This window comes from Pseudomonas sp. PvP009, from assembly GCF_017832995.1.
In the GTDB taxonomy this organism is placed as follows: domain Bacteria; phylum Pseudomonadota; class Gammaproteobacteria; order Pseudomonadales; family Pseudomonadaceae; genus Aquipseudomonas; species Aquipseudomonas syringae.
Genome location: NZ_JAFIBG010000001.1, coordinates 3,509,875 through 3,529,168 on the forward strand (window position 1 = coordinate 3,509,875; position 19,294 = coordinate 3,529,168).

4 protein-coding genes are annotated in these 19,294 nt (G+C 62.8%); all 4 read right to left on the minus strand.

The features are described 5' to 3' along the window. The 4 genes from JOE29_RS14910 to JOE29_RS14925 all read right to left on the minus strand — a co-directional run bounded on the left by JOE29_RS14910 (position 1) and on the right by JOE29_RS14925 (position 19,033). A complete protein-coding gene (locus JOE29_RS14910; protein ID WP_210079659.1) occupies positions 1–6,465 on the minus strand; it encodes a non-ribosomal peptide synthetase in 6,465 nt (2,154 codons plus the stop codon). 14 nt (positions 6,466–6,479) lie between these two features. After that, on the minus strand, positions 6,480–14,387 hold the full coding sequence (locus JOE29_RS14915) for a non-ribosomal peptide synthetase (protein ID WP_210079660.1): 7,908 nt from the start codon (positions 14,385–14,387) through the stop codon (positions 6,480–6,482). Next, complete coding sequence (locus JOE29_RS14920) at positions 14,384–17,794, minus strand: non-ribosomal peptide synthetase (protein WP_210079661.1); 3,411 nt, start codon at positions 17,792–17,794, stop codon at positions 14,384–14,386. Before JOE29_RS14920 ends, JOE29_RS14915 begins: the two co-directional genes overlap by 4 nt. Before the next feature lie 261 nt (positions 17,795–18,055). Then, positions 18,056–19,033 carry a TauD/TfdA family dioxygenase gene (locus tag JOE29_RS14925; protein WP_074953190.1) on the minus strand — a complete coding sequence of 326 codons (978 nt, stop codon included), beginning with the start codon at positions 19,031–19,033 and terminating at the stop codon, positions 18,056–18,058. Between the last annotated feature and the right edge of the window lie 261 nt (positions 19,034–19,294).

Here is a 19,294-nt window from a genome sequence, read left to right on the forward strand (position 1 = left end):
TCAGATACCCGCCATTTCATTCATCATTTTTTCAATATCGGACAAGCCGTCCTCGGTCAGCGACAGGCCACTGCCAGCGAAGGCCTGAATAAATTCGTTCAATTGCGGTTTCTCGAAGATCAGGCGCAGCGGAATGTCGATTCCCAGGCCGCTGTGAATTCTGGAAATCAGTTGCGTCGCCAGCAGCGAGTGGCCACCGAGCTCGAAGAAATCGTCGCTCAGGCCGACACGCTCGACCTTCAGCACATCGGCCCAGATCGCCGCCATCTGCTGTTCCTGCTCGGAACACGGAGCGACGTACTGGCGCTGCAACTGGCTGGCGTCCGGTTTCGGCAGGGCCTTGCGATCGAGCTTGCCGTTGGCGCTCAGCGGCATCCTGTCGACGATGATGAAGTGCGTGGGCACCATGTAATCCGGCAGCGACTCCTTGAGGAAGGCCTTGAGCGCATCACGCAACTGATCGTCGTGGTGCTCGACCACCAGATACGCCGCCAGCTGTTTGCCGGACGGGCCGTCAACGTCGATCACCACCGCCTCATGAACACTGTCGTGCTCCAGCAGGCAGGCTTCGATTTCGCCCAGTTCGATGCGCAAGCCGCGAATCTTCACTTGATGGTCGATACGCCCGGCGTAGTCGATAACGCCCACGTCGCGATAACGCGCCAGATCGCCGGTGCGGTACAGCCTGCCGCCGCCCTGCTCGTCGAACGGATCCGGCACGAAGCGCTCAGCCGTCAGTGCGGCACGGTTGTGATAACCGCGTGCCAGACCGACGCCACCCAGGTACAACTCCGCCGCCACGCCCTGTGCGGCAGGCAGCAGGCCGTCGTCGAGAATGTGGGTTTTCAGGTTATCGATCGGCCGGCCGATCGGCACGCTGAGCACGTCGTCGGTGGTGCACGTCCAATGGGTCACGTCGATGGCCGCTTCGGTCGGCCCGTACAGGTTGTACAAACCGGCCTGCGGCAGCCGCTTGAGCACCTGAGCGGCCAGCTCGGCAGGCAGTGCTTCGCCGCTGCACACCACTCGGCGCAGCGTGTTGCAGCTTTCCACCTGAGGATGGGTCAGGAACGCCTGCAGCATCGACGGCACGAAGTGCAGCGTCGTTATCTGATGCTCGCGGATGGTCTGCACCAGCCGCTCGGGGTCGCGGTGATCGCCCGGCAGCGCCATGGCCAGGCGTGCGCCGGTCATCAGCGGCCAGAAGAATTCCCAGACCGACACATCGAAACTGAACGGCGTCTTCTGCAGAACCGTGTCGCTGCCATCCAGCGCGTAAGCCTTCTGCATCCAGTGCAGACGGTTGACCAGCGCACGATGGCTATTGCCCGCGCCCTTGGGTTTGCCGGTCGAACCCGAGGTGTAAATCACGTAAGCCAGATTCAATGGATGGCTGAGGTTGACCGGGTTGGCGGTGCTGTAACCCTCCAGCCAGTCGCCGTCCTGATCCAGACACAGACTGTGTACCTGCGCAGGAACTGGTAGGCGTTCCTGCAACGAAGCCTGGGTCAACAGCAAGCCAATCCCGCTGTCCTGCATCATGTAGGCCAGACGGTCCTCGGGGTAATCCGGGTCCAGCGGCACGTATGCGCCACCGGCCTTGATGATCGCCAGCAGGCCGATCACCAGTTGCAGGCTGCGCTCGACGCAGATCCCCACCAGCACGTCCGGGCCGACGCCCGACTCACGTAGGCGATGCGCAAGCTGATTGGCGCGGGCGTTGAGTTGCGCGTAGCTCATCTGCTCGGCCGCGAAGATCAGTGCCGGAGCCTCCGGCGTGGCGCGCACCTGAGCTTCGATCAGGCTGTGCAGGCAGTCCTCGCTGGGGAAGTCTGCGGCTGTGGTGTTCCAGCCGTGGAGAATCTGCTGCCGTTCAGCCCTGTCGAGCATCGGCACTTCGGCGATCCGCTGCGCGGCATTGGCGCAGATGGCCTGCAACAAGGCCAGCCAGTGCCCGGCCATGCGCTCGATAGTGCGCGGGTCAAACAACGCGGTCGCGTAGGTCAGGCCAGCGCTCAGGCCACCGTCATGTTCAGCAGTGTTCAGGGTCAGGTCGAACTGCGCCGGGTAACTGTCCGGCAGTAACGCTTCGACCTGCAGACCGGGCAACGCGCGGACGTCGGCGCTGGCCTGGCTCTGGTGATTGAACATCACCTGAAACAGCGGGCTGTGGCTGAGGCTGCGTTGGGGCTGCAGGGCTTCGACCAGTTGCTCGAAGGGCAGCTCCTGATGCGCCTGAGCTTGCAGGGCGGTGTGTTTGACCTGCTGCAGCAACTCGTTGAACGTCGTGTGCACGTCAAACTCGGCGCGCAGTACCTGCGTGTTGACGAAGAAGCCGATCAGGCCTTCGGTTTCAGCGCGGTTGCGGTTGGCAATCGGCACGCCGACACGAATGTCCGACTGACCGCTGTGACGGTGCAGCAGGCTCTGGAATGACGCCAGCAACAGCATGAACAGGGTCACGCCCTGTTGCCGCGCGACCTGCTTCAAGCCATCAATCAGCGCAGGCTCAAGCTCGACTGCCAGCCGCGCACCGGCATGGCTTTGCACCACGGGCCGCGGGTAATCGGCGGGCAGCTCCAGAGTCGGCTGTTGATCGCCCAATTGCTGCTTCCAGTAATCCAGCTGCCGGGCCTGTTCGCCAGCCTCCATCCAGGTCCGCTGCCACAGTGCGTAGTCGGCGTATTGCAGGTCCAGCGCGGTCAAGCTCACCTCACGGCCCTGACTGTAGCCCTCGTAAAGGCGCACCAGTTCATCGACCATGATCGGCATCGACCAGCCATCGGAGACGATGTGATGCTGGGTCAGAATCAGCACATGCTCGTCGGTGTTCAGGTTCAGCAAACGGACCCGCAACAGCGGCCCCTGCTCCAGATCGAACGGGCGCTGCATTTCCTGCTGCACGCAAGCTTCAAGGCTCTGGCCGCTGGGCAGCGACTCGACCGACAGGGTCAAGGCGCGTGGCGCATGAATGACCTGTACGGCATGCTCGCCCTGCTGGCGGAAGGTCGTGCGCAGGGTTTCATGACGTGCGATCAGCGCGCTGAAACTGTGCTCCAGTGCCGCGATGTCCAGCGAACCGCGCAGGTGCAGGGCTGCGGGAATAACGTACGCCGTGTTCTCCGGGTCAAGCTGCCAGAGGAACCACTGCCGCTGTTGCGCATAGGAAAGCCCCAGCGGCTGCGTGCGGTCGGCCTTGATGAAGCGCGGCGCACCGTTGCCCTGCCCTGCGCCCGCTGCCAGCGCGAAGGCCGCCAGATCACGCGCTTCGAACAGGTCGCGTAACGACAGCTCGACATCCAGCTGCTGACGAATGCGCGAAATCACCTGAGTGGCCAGCAGCGAATGCCCGCCCTGCTCGAAAAAGTTGTCGCTGCGCCCGACCCGCTCGAGTTTCAACACATCGGCCCAGATCGCGGCCAGTTGCTGCTCCAGCTCGCCTTGCGGGGCGCTGTAGGTGGCCTGTAACTGACTGGCGTCCGGCGCAGGCAGCGCCTTGCGGTCCAGCTTGCCGTTGGCAGTCAGCGGCATGCTGTCGAGGACGATGAAATGGGTGGGCACCATGTAATCCGGCAGGTGCGCCCTGAGTTCGTTTTTAAGCATTTCACGCAGGGTTGGCTGGTCCTGATCGGACTGAGTCGGCACCAGATACGCCGCCAATTGCCCGTCCAGCGCCAGCACGCTCACTTCGCGTACGGCCGGGTGCGCTTGCAGACGCGCTTCGATTTCCCCCAGTTCAATACGGAAGCCGCGAATTTTCACTTGGTGGTCGATACGCCCGACGTATTCGATGATTCCGGCAGCGCGATAACGCGCCAGGTCGCCGGTGCGGTACAGGCGGCCACCCTCGCTGGAAAACGGGTCCGGCACGAAGCGTTCGGCAGTCAGCGCCGCACGGTTGTGATAACCCCGCGCCAGACCGGCATGGCCGATGTGCAGCTCGCCGCTGCAACCCTGGGCAACCGGGTTGAAATCGGCGTCCAGCACGTACCACGACAGGTCCGGAATCGCCTCGCCAATCGGGCTGGCCGGGTTCTGCGTGTCGGCCAGCGTGATCGGTCGATAGCTCACGTGCACGGTGGTTTCAGTGATGCCGTACATGTTGATCAGTTGCGGCGTCTGATCGCCAAAGCGCTCGAACCAGGGCTTCAGGCTGGCGACGTCCAGTGCTTCGCCGCCGAAGATGACTGTCTGCAGCGATAGCGGTAACGATGAATCACAGGCCACGCGCATCAGTTGCTTGAACGCCGACGGCGTCTGGTTGAGCACGGTGACCTGTTGTTCGATCAGCAGCGCATGGAAATCTTCCGGCGAACGGGTCACTTCGCGGGGCACGATCACCAGTCGGCCACCATGCAGCAGCGCGCCGAAAATTTCCCACACCGAGAAGTCGAACGCGAAGGAATGGAACAGCGTCCACACGTCTTGCTCGTTGAAATGGAACCAGTCATCCGTCGCGGCAAACAGGCGCATCAGGTTGTGATGGGCGAGTAAGGTGCCTTTTGGCTTACCGGTCGAGCCCGAGGTGTAGATCACGTAGGCCAGGTTGTCCGGCGCGGTCTGGTTGATCGGGTTATCGGTGCTGTAGTCGTTCAGCGCATCAGCCAGATCCAGAGTTTGAACGTGTGCAGGAATCGGCAACTGACCCAGCAAATGCGCCTGAGTCAACAACAGCTGGATACCGCTGTCGTGCATCAGAAAGCTCAGGCGATCCTGCGGGTAATCCGGGTCCAGCGGCATGTAAGCACCACCGGCCTTGAGGATGGCCAGCAGGCCGACAATCATCTCCAGACCGCGCTCGGCAGCCAGCCCGACGCGCACATCCGGGCCAATCCCCTGTTCGCGCAGTTTATGGGCAAGCTGATTGGCGCGGCGGTTGAGCTGTTGATAGCTCAGTTGCTCGACACCAAAGCTCAGAGCGATGGCCAGCGGCGTGCGCTCGGTCTGGGTTTCGATACGTTGATGGGCACAATAAGCGCTGGGGTAAACCGCAAGATCGCGGTTCCAGTCGCGCAGGGTGTCTTGCCGCTCATCGACGCTCAACAGTGGCAGGTCGGCAATGCGTTGGTTGACGTCGCGGCACATGCCGTTGAGCAGGTTGCTCCAGTGCCCGGCCATGCGCTCGATGGTCGATGTGTCGAACAGGTCGGTGGCGTAGGTCAGTGCGGCTGTCAGGCCGTCCGGGCGTTCGCAGGTGTCGAGGGTCAAGTCGAACTGCGCGGTGTGCTTGTCGGACACCTGATATTCCAGACGCAGCCCTGCCAGCTCACGGCTCTGGTTGTGGCCTTCGCTCTGGTGGTTGTAGGCCACCTGAAACAGCGGGCTGCGGCTCAGGTCGCGCTGCGGCTGCAAGGCTTCGACCAGTTGTTCGAACGGCAGGTCCTGATGGGCCTGCGCCTGCACGGCGGTGTGTTTGACCTGCTGCAACAGCTCGGCCACGGTGGTCTGCGTGGTGAACCCGGCCTTGAGCACCTGGGTGTTGACGAAGAAGCCGATCAGCCCCTGGGTTTCGCTGCGGGTACGGTTGGCGACCGGCACGCCGACGCGCACATCGGCCTGACCGCTGTAGCGATGCAGCAGGGTCTGCAACGAGGCCAGCAACAGCATGAACAGCGTGATGCCCTGTTGACGCGCCAGCACCTTGAGGCCGTCGAGCAGTGCGGCGTCCAGCTCGACGTTAAGCCGCGCACCTTCGTAACTGCGCAGCGCAGGACGCGGCCGATCAGTGGGCAATTCCAGAATCGGCTGTTGCTCGCCCAGTTGCTGCTTCCAGTACGCCAGTTGGCGTTCCTGTTCACCCATCTCCAGCCAGTTGCGCTGCCAGAGGGCGTAGTCGGCGTACTGGATCGGCAGCGGCGCCAGTGTGATCTCGCGACCGAGGCTGGCGGCCTGATAGAACTGCATCAACTCCTCGACCATGATCGGCATCGACCAGCCATCGGAGACGATGTGGTGCTGGGTCAACACCAGTACATGCTCCTGCCCGCTCAGCTTGAGCACGTTGACCCGCAGCAGTGGTCCTTGCTGCAGATCGAAAGGCTGCTGCACGTGCCGATCCACCCAGGTTTCAACAGACTCGCCAGCCGCCAGTTGCTCGACACCGAGCGCAAACGGCGACGCCGGATGCACCACCTGCAGCGCTTCATCGCCCTGCTGTTCGAAGGTCGTGCGCAGGGTTTCGTGGCGTTCGATCAGTTGCTCCACGCTGCGTCGCAATGCCTCGACATTCAGCGCACCGTGCAGGCGCAGCGCCAGCGGAATGTTGTAGGCCGCGCTGTGCGGCTCCAGTTGCCAGATGATCCATTGCCGCTGCTGCGCGTAGGAGAGCGCGGACGGTGCCTGCGTCTCCCTCACGGCAATCGGCGTGACCCCGTAGAGATTCACCCCTTGACGCTTGAGCAGCACCGCCAGCGCCTTGCGTTCACGGGCGGACAGCGATTTAACGGAGTCAAGCAACTGTTGCACTGGGGTCTCTCCTGCTAAGCAATCAAATTATCAATTTCCTCCGCTGATAAACGTTTGAGTGCCTCCAGTGATTTAGTCAATTCGTCCTGCGCGTGGTCACTTTCGCCATTTTTTTCCTGCAGCGTGGCGCAGAAGTCCGCCAGCAGCGGTTGCTCGAAGACATCCTTGAGGCTGACCTCGTGCTGCAACTGTTCGCGCACCCGCACGAGCATCTGCACCGCCAGCAGCGAATGGCCGCCGAGCTCGAAAAAGTTGTCGCTGCGCCCGACCCGCTCGACCTTCAACACATCGGCCCAGATCGCCGCCAGTTGCTGCTCCAGCTCGCCTTGCGGAGCGCTGTAGGTGGCCTGCAACTGACTGGAATCCGGCGCAGGCAGCGCCTTGCGATCCAGCTTGCCGTTGGCAGTCAGCGGCATGTTGTCGAGGACGATGAAATGGGTGGGCACCATGTAGTCCGGCAAGTGTGCCTTAAGTTCGCTTTTCAGCGTTTCACGAAGGCTCTGCTGATCCTGATCAGGCTCAGAGGGCACCAAGTACGCCGCCAACTGCCCGTCCAGCGCCAGCACGCTCACTTCGCGCACCGCCGGGTGCGCTTGCAGCCGCGCTTCGATTTCCCCCAGTTCGATGCGGAAGCCGCGAATTTTCACTTGATGGTCGATGCGCCCGGCGTAGTCGATCATCCCACCAGCCCGATAACGCGCCAGGTCGCCGGTGCGATAAAGGCGGCCACCGTCGTTGGAGAACGGGTCCGGCACGAAGCGTTCGGCGGTCAGCGCCGCACGATTGTGATAGCCCCGCGCCAGACCGGCATGGCCGATGTGCAACTCGCCGCTGCAGCCCTGGGCGACCGGATTGAAATCAGCATCCAGCACGTACCAAGACAGGTCCGGAATCGCCTCGCCAATCGGGCTGATAGGGTTCTGCGTGTCGGCCAGCGTGATCGGTCGATAGCTCACGTGCACCGTGGTTTCGGTGATGCCGTACATATTGATCAGTTGCGGCGTCTGATCGCCAAAGCGCTCGAACCACGGCTTCAGGCTGGCGACGTCCAGCGCCTCGCCGCCGAAGATGATTTTCTGCAACGACAGCGGTAGCGATGAATCACAGGCCACGCGCATCAGTTGCTTGAACGCCGACGGCGTCTGGTTGAGCACCGTGACCTGTTGTTCGATCAGCAGCGCATGGAATTCTTCCGGCGAGCGGGTCACTTCGCGGGGCACGATCACCAGTCGGCCGCCATGCAGCAGCGCGCCAAAAATCTCCCACACCGAAAAGTCGAAGGCGAAGGAATGGAACAGCGTCCACACATCCTTTTCGCTGAATGTGAACCAGTCATCCGTCGCGGCGAACAGGCGCATCAGGTTGTGATGGGCGAGCAAGGTGCCTTTCGGTTTACCGGTCGAACCCGAGGTGTAGATCACGTAGGCCAGGTTGGCCGGCGCGGTCTGATTGAGCGGGTTTTCGGTGCTGTAACCGTCCAGTTCGTCAGCCAGATCGAGCGTCTGCACCTGTTCGGGGATCGGCAGTTTGCCAAGCAGCGGCGCTTGGGTCAGCAACAGTTCGATACCACTGTCGTGCATCAGAAAGCTCAGGCGATCCTGCGGATAATCCGGGTCGAGCGGCACGTAAGCGCCACCGGCCTTGAGGATGGCCAGCAGGCCGACAATCATCTCCAGACCGCGCTCGGCGGCCAGCCCGACGCGCATGTCCGGGCCAACGCCCTGTTCGCGCAGTTTATGGGCGAGCTGGTTGGCGCGGCGGTTGAGCTGTTGATAGCTCAGTTGCTCGGCACCAAAGCTCAGAGCGATAGCCTGCGGGTTACGCTCGGCCTGGGCCTCGATGCGTTGATGCGCGCAGTGCTCGCTCGGGTAGCGCTGCACGCTTTGTGTCCAGGCCGTCGGCAATGCCAGTTCGCCGAGTGGCGTGGTTGCCGATGCGCAGAGGCTCTGCAGCAGATGATCGAAATGTGCCGCCAGTTGCAGAATGCCTTCGGCGCTGAAGTGCTGGCGGTCGTAACTGAAACGTACCGACAGCACCTCATTGGCCTCGACCACCAGGGTCAGCGGGTAATGCGCCTGCTCCTGATTGCGCAGGTCGCTGAAGACCAGACCGTCCGGCGCGCGCTGCAGGGCTTCGGACACCGGGTAGTTTTCGAACACCAGAATGGTGTCAAACAACGCCTCGCCACTGTTGCGCGCCCAGCGCTGGATGTCATACAGCGGCGTGTGCTCATGCTCGCGCAGAGCAAGGTTTTTCGCCTGCACCTGCTGCACCCAGTCAGCCACCGTCTGCTCGGCACGCGGGCTGGCGATGACCGGCAGGGTATTGATGAACAGCCCCAGCTGTTCTTCGACACCCGGCAACTCGGCCGGACGCCCGGCCACGGTCGCGCCAAAGGTCACGCTGGACTGGCCGGTATAGCGTTGCAGCAGCAACAGCCAGGCCGATTGCAGCAGCGTATTGAGGGTGACGCGCTGCTCGCGGGCAAACTCGCTCAAACGTCGGGTGCCGTCGCTGTCGATCAGCTGGATGTAGTCGCCGTAGCCCTGCCCCTCGGCCGAAGACTTGAACGCTTGCAGCAAACGGGTCGGCTCGTCCAGTTCCGCCAGCTCCGCAGTCCAGAAACGCTCGCTGAGCGCGGCATCCTGATGTTGCAGCCACTGAATGTAATCACGATAGCGGCCTGCCTGTTTCGCTGGCATCTGCCCGCTGTAGCGTTGCAGCACTTCACCGAGCAGGCGCGAGCTGCTCCAGCCATCCATAAGGATGTGGTGGCTGGTGTAAACCAAATGCCACGCGTCGTCGGCGATACGCAACACGGCCAGGCGCAACAATGGCCCTTGCGCCAGATCGAAGCCTTGCTGACGGTCGGCCTGCGCCCAGTCGTCGAGCCAGTTTTCTGGCTGACCACGCGCATCCAGCTCGACAAAGGGCACCTCGACCTGACGCTGCACCACTTGCAGCGACTGCTCGCGCTGACTGACAAAACAGCTGCGCAGCACGTCGTGATGGTCCACCGCGGCCTGCCAGGCGTTGCGGAAACGCGGCAAATCCAGACCGCGAATGTTCACCCGCAACTGGTTGATGTAGTTGCCCGCGCGTTCATCGAATAACGAGTGAAACAGCATGCCCTGCTGCATCGGTGACAGCGGATAGATATCCTCGATCTGGCCCGCCGCAATCGGCAGACCGTCAAGCTGCGCCTGGGTGAGGCGCGCCAGCGGGAAGTCCGACGGCGTAACGCCTTGATGCCCCGCCGTGCAATGTTCGATCAGGGTGGTCAGCGCCTGCTCGTAGCGACGCGCCAGGGTGTCGATGGTCGAGGCGTGATACACCTCGCGGCTGAAGCTCCAGTCCAGTTGCAACTGGCCGTCGAACACCTGGCCGTTGAGGCTCAGCCAGTTGCCCAGCGGCCCGTCCTCGCACAGCGCAGTACCTGAACTGTCGGCACTCGGTACAAACAGCGCGCCTTGGTGTTCGTTGAAGCTGCCGTCGAACTGGCCCAGGTAATTGAACGTGACCCGCGCCTGCGGCAAGGCAGCCAATTGCTGCGCGAAAGGCCCCTCGCCCATATAGCGCAACACACCGTAACCAATGCCCTTGTCCGGCACCGCACGCAATTGCTCCTTGATGCCACACAGGCTTGCCCCCGGCGCGATCTGCGGCGTGAGGCGCACCGGAAACAGGCTGCTGAACCAGCCGACGGTGCGGCTCAGATCAGTGTCGTCGAACAGGTCTTCGCGGCCATGCCCTTCCAGCTGGATCAGCACCGAGGGCTGCTGGCTCCATTCGCAAAGGACCTGAGCCAGCGCCGTCAGCAGCAGGTCGTTGACTTGCGTGCGGTACGCGGCGGGCGCGACTTTCAGCAGCTTGTGGGTCAGGTCCCTGCTCAGCCAGGAAGATGCATGGGCCGCATCGCGATTGCGCATCGTGCCTTCGGGCTTGTCGCGAGGCAGCGGCTGGTCTTCGCCCTGCAAGGCCTGCAGCCAGTAATCACGCTCGGCCTTCAGCTTCTGGCCGGCCGCATACTGTTGCAATTGCTCGGCCCAGCGCTGAAGCGACGTGGTTTTTGCCGCGAGTAATACTGGCTGGCCTTGCGCCAGGGCGAGATACGCCTGTTGCAGGTCTTCCAGCAACACCCGCCATGACACGCCGTCCACCAGCAGATGATGAATCACCAGCAGCAGGCGCTGTTCGCCTTGCGGCAGGTGGATCAGCACGGCACGCAATAGCGGTCCGTTTTTCAGGTCCAGGCTGCGTTGCGCCTCATCGGCCAGCTCAGGCAAGCGCTCGATGCTGTCCAGCTCATGGGTCCAGAGCAGCTCGCGAGTATTCGGCGCGCCGAAGGTGGCCTGCCATTGGCCGTCCTGCTGGGTGAAACCCAGACGCAGTGCGTCGTGCTGCTCGATCAGCGCAGTCAATGCAGACTGAAGATGAGCAGCCTCCAGCGTTTGCAACGGCTTGAGTATCAACGCCTGATTCCAGTGCTGACGCTCGGGGATGTCCAGTTCGAAAAATCGCGCCTGGATCGGCAGCAACGGCAGCGAACCGCTGATCTGCTCTGCCACGGCGGCGGGCTTTTTTTGAATCAGTTTCGCCACTGAGGCCAGTTGGCCGATGGTCTGTTTTTCGAACAATTGCTTGGGGCTGAGCTTGATGCCCTGGCGCTTGGCGCGGGCGATGATCTGCAGGCTGAGAATCGAATCGCCGCCCAGTTCGAAGAAGTTGTCAGTGCTGCCCACTTGCTCCAGCTTGAGGACATCCGCCCACACGGCAGCGAGCTTTTCCTCGATCTCGCCGACCGGCGCGGTGTAACGCTGTTTGACCACGCCGGGTCTGGGCAAGGCGCGCTTGTCGAGCTTGCCGTTGGCGGTCAGCGGCAGACTGTCCAGCAGCATGATCTGCGTGGGCACCATGTAGTCCGGCAAGCGCGCAGCCAGTTGCTCGCGCAGGCTGTCGACATTCAGATTCGCCCCGCCTGCCGCCACGCAATAGGCCACCAGTTGCAGGCGGGTCTGATCGTCATCGACGGGCAACGCCAGTACGCTGACCTGCGCCACCGAAGCCAGGCCCAGCAACACCCGCGCGACCTCTGCCGGCTCGACACGATAGCCGCGCACTTTGACCTGATCGTCGGCCCGGCCGATGAATTCCAGCAGGCCCTGATGATTGCGGCGCATGCGGTCGCCGCTGCGGTAGACGCGCGTGCCGTCCTGCGCGAACGGGTCCGGCACGAAGCGCTCGGCGGTCAGCGCAGGCTGGCCGATATAGCCCAGCGCCACGCTGTCGCCGCCGATGTACAGCTCACCGGCGACCTGAGTACCCACAGGGTTCAGCACGTCGTCCAGCACGTAGGCGCTGGCCCCCGGCAACGATGTGCCGACTGGCACGCTGCGCAGAGGGTCGCCAGAGTTCACCCCAGTGGATACACATACATCCTGTAGGAGATACACATCCTTTGGGAGCGAGCCGGGCGACGCTTCGCTCCCACAGGGCGACATCAGCACCTCATAAGTCAGCACACCAACAGTGGTTTCGCTCGGCCCGTAGTGGTTGATCACCCGGCAACCCGGCTTGAGCTGACGCACCTGCTCGATCAGCGCTGGCGAGCAGGCTTCGCCGCCGACAATCAGTGCATGCTGCGGCAGTACATCGGCTGGCTGACCGGCCTGCAACAGCGCGGCCAGATGACCGGGGACGATTTTCAGCACGCCCACCTGATGCTCGGCCACGTAGGCCGCAAAGGCATCCGGGTCGAAACCCAGCGCCTCGGTCAGCACGTGCAGCGTGCGTCCCGAACACAGCGCGCCGAACAGCACGCTATGGCCGAGGTCGGCGGCGATGGTCGAGACCAGCGCCATGCTCGCCTCGGGTGCCAGTTGCAGCTGTTCCAGCAGGCCACGCAGGTAACTGGCCAGCGCGCTCTGGCTGACCAGCACACCTTTTGCCTGGCCGGTCGAGCCGGAGGTATGAATCACGTAGGCCGCCGAATCGGCTGAAGGCCGGGTGTCAGGGCGGCTGACAGGCAGGTCCTGCCACAGCGAAGGCGTCCAGGTCAGGCCCTGACAACCGGCAACACCCAGCGACGTGTGCCGCACATCACCCTCGGCACACAGCAACACCCTGGCCTGCGCATTGACCAGCATCTGTTGCAGTCGCGCATCGGGGGCTTTGACGTCCAGCGGCATGTACACGCCGCCGGCCTTGAAAATTGCCAGCACGGCGGTCAGCCAGTCCAGCGAACGCTCCATCAATACTGCGACCGGCTGGCCCTCGCTGATGCCCATGCGGATCAGGTGATGGGCCAACTGATTGGCGGCCTGCTCCAGTTGCAGCGTGGTCAACGTACGCTCCAGGCAGCGGGCTGCCTGGGCATTAGGTCGCCGTTCGACCTGCTGGTCCCACAATTGCAGCATGTGCGGCGCGGGTTCGCGAGCGTCGCGCCTCGGCTCGACTGCGAGTGCCCCCAGGCTGAACAGCGGTGCCTGCGGCGTGTCGAGCAGGGTTTCGAACAGCGTGAGCAGTTCAGGAATGAAGCCTTCAACGGTCGAGCGTCGATACAGGTCGCTGGCGTAGGCCATGTCGCCGTGGATCAGTGTGCCATCATCCGTGATGTCCAGCGCCAGGTCGAAATGCGCGCCCTGTTTGTCGAAGGCATATTCGCTGACCTCCAGCCCGGCCAGCCTGAGCGCGGTTTTCTGCTTGAGGACCACGTTCTGGTTGAACTTGGCTTGGAAGAGCGGGTTGTGGCCCAGGCTGCGCTCGGGTGCCAGTTGATCGACCAGTTGCTCGAAGGGCACGTCCTGATGCGCCTGCGCACCGAACGAGGTGTCGCGAATCTGCGCCAGCAGGTCAAGGTAGCTCAGGCGCTCATCCACCTGGCAGCGCAAAACCTGAGTATTAATGAAGAAACCGATCAAGCCTTCGGTTTCAGCGCGACCGCGGTTGGCATTCGGCACGCCGATGCGGATATCACGCTGCCCGGCCTTGCGCGACAGAAACAGCGAAAAGCCGGCCAGCACCAGCATGAACAGGGTCATGCCCTGCGTGCGCGCAAAGGCGTTGAGCCGCCGCGACAGGTCTACACCGAAATCGAAACGCAGGTGCTCGCCCTGATAGCTCTGCGTGGCCGGACGCGGGAAATCCGGTGCGGCGTCCAGCAACGGTTGCTCGTCACCCAACTGGTGACGCCAGTAGTCCAACTGGCGTGCGCCCTCGCCCGCCTCCAGCCAGCTGCGCTGCCAGATCGCATAGTCGGCGTATTGCAGCGGTAGTTCCGGCAGCGCGGGTTCGCGGCCCTCGCAGTACGCCTGATAGCAGTGCACGAACTCCTGAATCATCACATCCATCGACCAGCCGTCGGAGACGATGTGGTGCATGCTGACGATCAGCACATGCTCGTCGTCCGCGAGGCGAAACAGGTGCGCGCGCAGCAGCGGCCCCGTGCGCAGATCAAACGCTTGGCCCGTGACTGTGGCCACTTGCAGCGCCAGCTCGGCATCGCGCAGTTCGACATCGGCCAGACCGGCCAAATCAATGCTTTCCAATGCGACTGTCTGGTCGTGCAGCAGCAGTTGCTGTGCCTGATCGCCATCAGTGTGAAATACCGTGCGCAGCACCTCGTGGCGTTCGATCAGATGATCGAACGCGCGGCGCAACGCCGACTCGTTCAACGTGCCGCGCAGACGCAGGCCGGTGGTCATCTTGTACGCGTCGCTCGACGGATCGAGCTGCCAGAGGAACAGCAGGCGCTGCTGAGCGAAGGACAGCGGAATAGCGCTGACATCATGCCGACTGACCGGCACCGGCAACAGGCTGAAATCCTTGCCTTCCTGGCGCAACCGGGCGAGGAACTGTTGGCGTTGCTCCAGCGACAGGCCGACAAAACGTTTCGCGATGCGTGCAGCAGTGGTCCCGGTCATGCGCCGAATTCCTCCAGTGAATCCATGAACTGGTCCATGTCGCTCCAGTCGTTGTCCGTGCTGTTGTCGGTCAGCGCTGCCACTTCGACGGCGAGCTCACTGAGCAGCGGTTTTTCAAACAGAGTGCGCAGCGGCAGGCTGATGCCCAGTTGCGTCTTGATCCGGGCGATGACTTGCGCGGCGAGCAGCGAATGCCCGCCCAGTTCGAAAAAGTGATCGTCGAGGCCCACCTGGGGCGCATGCAGAACGTCCGCCCAGATGGCCGCCAAGCAGATTTCCACCTCGCTGTGCGGCGCCCGATAACGCGCCTGCAACTGGCTTGCGTCGGGGGCAGGCAATGCCTTGCGGTCCAGCTTGCCGCTGGGCGTCAGGGGCAGCTCGGGCAACAACAGCATGTGCGCCGGCACCATGTAATCCGGCAGGAAGGCTTGCAACTGGCTGCGGATGCTTTGGCGCAGGGCCAACTGTTCGGCCTCTGTAGACGCGGCAACGTCCGGCACCGCGTAGGCGACCAACTGCGTGCTGCCCGCCAGTTCGACGGCCAGCACCACGGCCTCGCGCACGCCCGTGCATTGCTGCAGGCGCGATTCGACCTCACCCAGCTCGATACGGAAACCGCGAATCTTCACTTGATGATCGACCCGGCCGATGTACTCGACAGCGCCATCGGCACGCAGTCGGGCGCGGTCGCCGGTACGGTACAGGCGCTCACCACTGACAAACGGATCGGTGACAAAACGTTCGGCGCTCAGGCCGGGCTGGGCGTGATAACCCCGCGCCAGACCAGGACCGCCGATGTACAGCTCGCCCACCGCACCTTGCGGCAGCAGGTTCATTTGATCGTCGAGAACGTACAGGCGTCGTCCTGCCAGCGCCTGGCCAATCGGCACGCCGCGCCAGGACACCTGCTGCGGGGTCAGCGTGCTGCAATCATGGATGCTCGACACCACGGTGGCTTCGGTCGGGCCATAGGTATTGAGCAGGCGTACATGCCCCAGCCCGGACTTGTGCCACAGGCGCAGCCCCTCGACGGCCATGGCTTCGCCGCCGACATGCACCTGCCGTAGCGCGCCGTAATGCGCGGGCGGGCTGGCGGCGAAGTCCTGAACCAGCGTCAGCCAATAGGCCGCGGGCAAGTCGGCGAGGGTCACGCCGTGCTCGACGATGGCCTGATGGAAGGTGGCGCTGTCCCACAGGCGCTCGTCACGCAGCACGACGGCCGCGCCGCGACACAACGGTGGGTAGAACTGCTCGACGAAGCCATCGAAGCTGTGGGTGGCGAACTGCAGGACCCGGTCGCCTTCGCGCAGGTCACTGTAGTTCGCCCCCAGGGCGACGAACTCGGCCAGCGCCGCATGACTGATCGCCACGCCTTTGGGCTGCCCGGTCGACCCTGAGGTGTAAATCACGTAGGCCAGACTTGCCGGATCGATCGGGCCGTCGAGGTTGTGCACGCTGGCGGTTTCGCTGTTCATCCGATCGATGCACAGGCATTGAATGTCAGCCAGTTCGGGCAGCCCGGTCAGTTGATCGCTATGGGTCAGCAGCAGTTTCACGCCACTGTCCTCCAACACATGACGCAAGCGTTCGCGCGGCGCGTTCAGGTCCAGCGGCACATAGGCACCGCCAGCCTTGAGCACGGCGAGCAGCGCCACGGGCATGTCCAGCGAACGACCCAGCGCCACGCCGACCAGCACGTCCGCGCCGACACCCAGCTCGCGCAGCTGCCAGGCCAGACGGTTACTGCGCTGGTTCAGTTCGGTGTAGCTCAGGCCTGGAGACTGACCTTCGCTGGCAAGGATCAACGCCGGGGCCTGCGGCGTGCGCTGCACTTGTGCTTCGAACTGGCGATGCGCGGGGGTTGTGGTGTCAGCTTTGGTGGCGCTGTCGACATCCAGCAGTTGCGTGCGCTCGTCGGCCGAGAGCATCGACAGCTCGGCGATGGTCTGCAGCGGGTCGGCACAGACAGAGGCCAACAGGTTGCGCCAGTGCCCGGCCAGGCGAGCGATGGTCGACTCGTCAAAAATGTCGGTCGCGTAGGTGAAGGCGGCATGCAGTTGTTCGCCTTCACCGCTGGTGGCCAGCATCAGGTCGCTGGCGGCAGCGTGCGAGCGCTGCGCCAGTGCCTGTTGTTCGGCGGGCAGATTGGCCACGCGCAGGCCGCCGCTCAACTGTTTGTCGAGCAGGTCGGCAACCACCGGCTGGTGATTGAACATCACCTGAAATAAAGGGTTATGGCTCTGACTGCGCTCCGGCTGCAGGGCGTCGATGATGGCGTCGAATGGCAACTCCTGATGCGCCTGGGCACCGGTCGAGGCGTCGCGGACGATATTCAACAGATCGACGAAGCGGGTCTGCGCCGTCACTTCACTGCGCAATACTTGAGTATTGATGAAGCAGCCGATCAGCCCTTCGGTTTCGCTACGGGTGCGGTTGGCAATCAGGCCGCCAACACGAATGTCGGTCTGCCCGCTGTAGCGATGCAGCAGGCTTTTGAAGGTCGCCAGCAGCACCACGAACAGGGTGACGCCCTGGCGTTGCGCGAGGCTTTTCAGGTGGCGCAGCAGCTCGGGCTCCAGTGCCTGCTCCAGGCGAGCGCCGTCGTGACTGGGCAAGGCCGGATACGGACGGTCGGTGGGCAGCTCCAGCAGCGGATGCTCTTCGCCCAGGTGGCTGCGCCAGTAGTCCAGCTGACGCGCCTGCTCACCGGCTTCCAGCCAGCTGCGTTGCCAGACCGCGTAATCGCGGTACTGCACAAGCAGCGGTTGAAAAGGCAGCGGTTTACCGGCCAGCAGCGCGTCGTAGCCGCGCAGCCATTCGTCGATCAGCACGTTCATCGACCAGCCATCGGTGATCATGTGGTGCAGGTTGAGCAGCAGCAGGTGCTCCTGTTCGGCAAGACGCAGCACCTGCACGGTGAACAGCGGCCCGCGCTGCAGATCGAAGGTTTGCGCAGCCTGTTCGGCCATGGCCTGACGCGCACTGGCCCAGCGCTGTTCGGACGGCAAGGCGCTCAGGTCGGTCAGGCGGATGCTCACTGGCGCTGGCGGCGCGACACGCTGAAACGCCCGGTCGCCCTCCTGGCCGAAGGTGGTGCGCAGGCTTTCATGTCGTTCGACCAGCGCACTGAAGGCCCGCTCCAGCAAAGGCAGCTCCAGCGGACCGTTCAGGCACACCGACATCGGCAGGTTGTAGGCCGCGCTGTGCGGGTCCAGTTGCCAGAGAAACCACATGCGTTGCTGGGCATAGGACAGACCCTCACGCTCGGCCAGCCCGGCACAGGAAGGGATCGGGAACAGCGAGAAATCCATGTCCTCCTTGCGCATGCCGTCGAGGAACAGGCGGCGTTTTTCAAGGGGTAACTCGACAAAACGGCGAGCGAGTTTCTGGGCGTGTTCGGGGTTCATGGGTCGATCCTTGCTGAGTGGGGCTGACCGTCGGGCGGGGTCGTATCAACAAGAACGAATTGGCGAGGAAATATTTAGAAAGGTTTCTCGGGGGTGAGGCTCTGCATTGCACCGCGCACTCAAGAGAGGACGCAGAGCGTCCAGAACTGCATGCCTACGCGGAGCGCAGGCACGATAATCAATAGCTGGACACTTATCGTTCCACTCGCTCAAACGTAACTATCGTGCCTACGCTCCGTCAGCACGATGATCTGACGGCGTTTACTTATCCGAATGCCCCTGCGCCATGGCGACCACCACTTTGCGTTTGCCGGTGAAGGGTGCGCGGGAGTGGGCGGTGAGCATGTTGTCGAGCATCAGGACGTCGTTTTCCAGCCATGGGAAGCTGACGGTGCATTCGTCGAGTACGTCGCGGATTTCGTCCAGCAGGGTTTCTTCGAGGGGCGAGCCGTCGCCGTAGTAGACGTTGCGCGGCAGGTCTTCTTCGTCCACCACGTCGAGCAGGGTTTCGCGCACTTCCGGTTGCAGGTTGGAGATGTGGAACAGGTGCGCCTGGTTGAACCACACGGTGTCGTGGGTCACCGGGTGGCGTGATACCGCCTGACAAATCTGCCGGGTGCGCAGTTCGCCGTCGTCTTTCCATTCGCACTCGATGTTGTGCGCCCGGCAGTAAGCTTCGACCACGGACTCATCGTCGGTATTGAACACCTGACTCCATTCCACATCGAGCCCGTTGCCGTAGTTACGCACGTACATCAGTTTCTTTTCGACAAAGCGCTCGCGAATGCGCGCCGGAATGCGTCGGTAGATTTCGCGGCTGTCGGCGATCGGTGTTTCACCCCCTGTCTGCGCCGCAATCATGCTGTAGAACCAGATCTTCATCGGCCATTCCAGCGTGTAGGCCTGCTCGTTGTGCAGAGGGATGCTCTGGTGCGCCGGGTACTCGGTTGAGGTGTACACGCCTTTGGTGACATTGCTGCGCGGCGTAGAGCCGAACTCGTAGTTGAGCAGCGGATCGCCGAAACCGGCGGCGAACTCGCGAAACGCTTCCGCACCGCCCACCTCGAAGCCGCGAAACAGAATCCCGCCGGCGCTGTACAGATGTTCGGCGACCAACGGCTTGAGTTCGCCCAGCGCTTCCATCAAGTCCAGACCGGGCTCGGGTGCCTGCACCAGCATCGGCAAGATGCCCGCCCCTGCCAGCAACGGCCGGATATCCAAACTCAACGCATGACTCATGATGTCTCTCCCTTGATGGCAAAAGCGCCCGAGCCCCTGCGGCCTGGCGCAACACCAATGTCCAGATTGAACGTACTGCGCTGCTGAAAAATTAGCCGTACCGCCCTATTCATGCGGCATGCGGCATGCGGAGGTGTACCGCGGCGCTGAAACAATTTTTTGCATTTAAACGCAAAAATTTCCTATAGGAATTCAGTTCTCATTCGTCTTTAACTTAATGCGAGGCTTTTTACGCCCGCGCGTACAGACAGAGGGCACCGC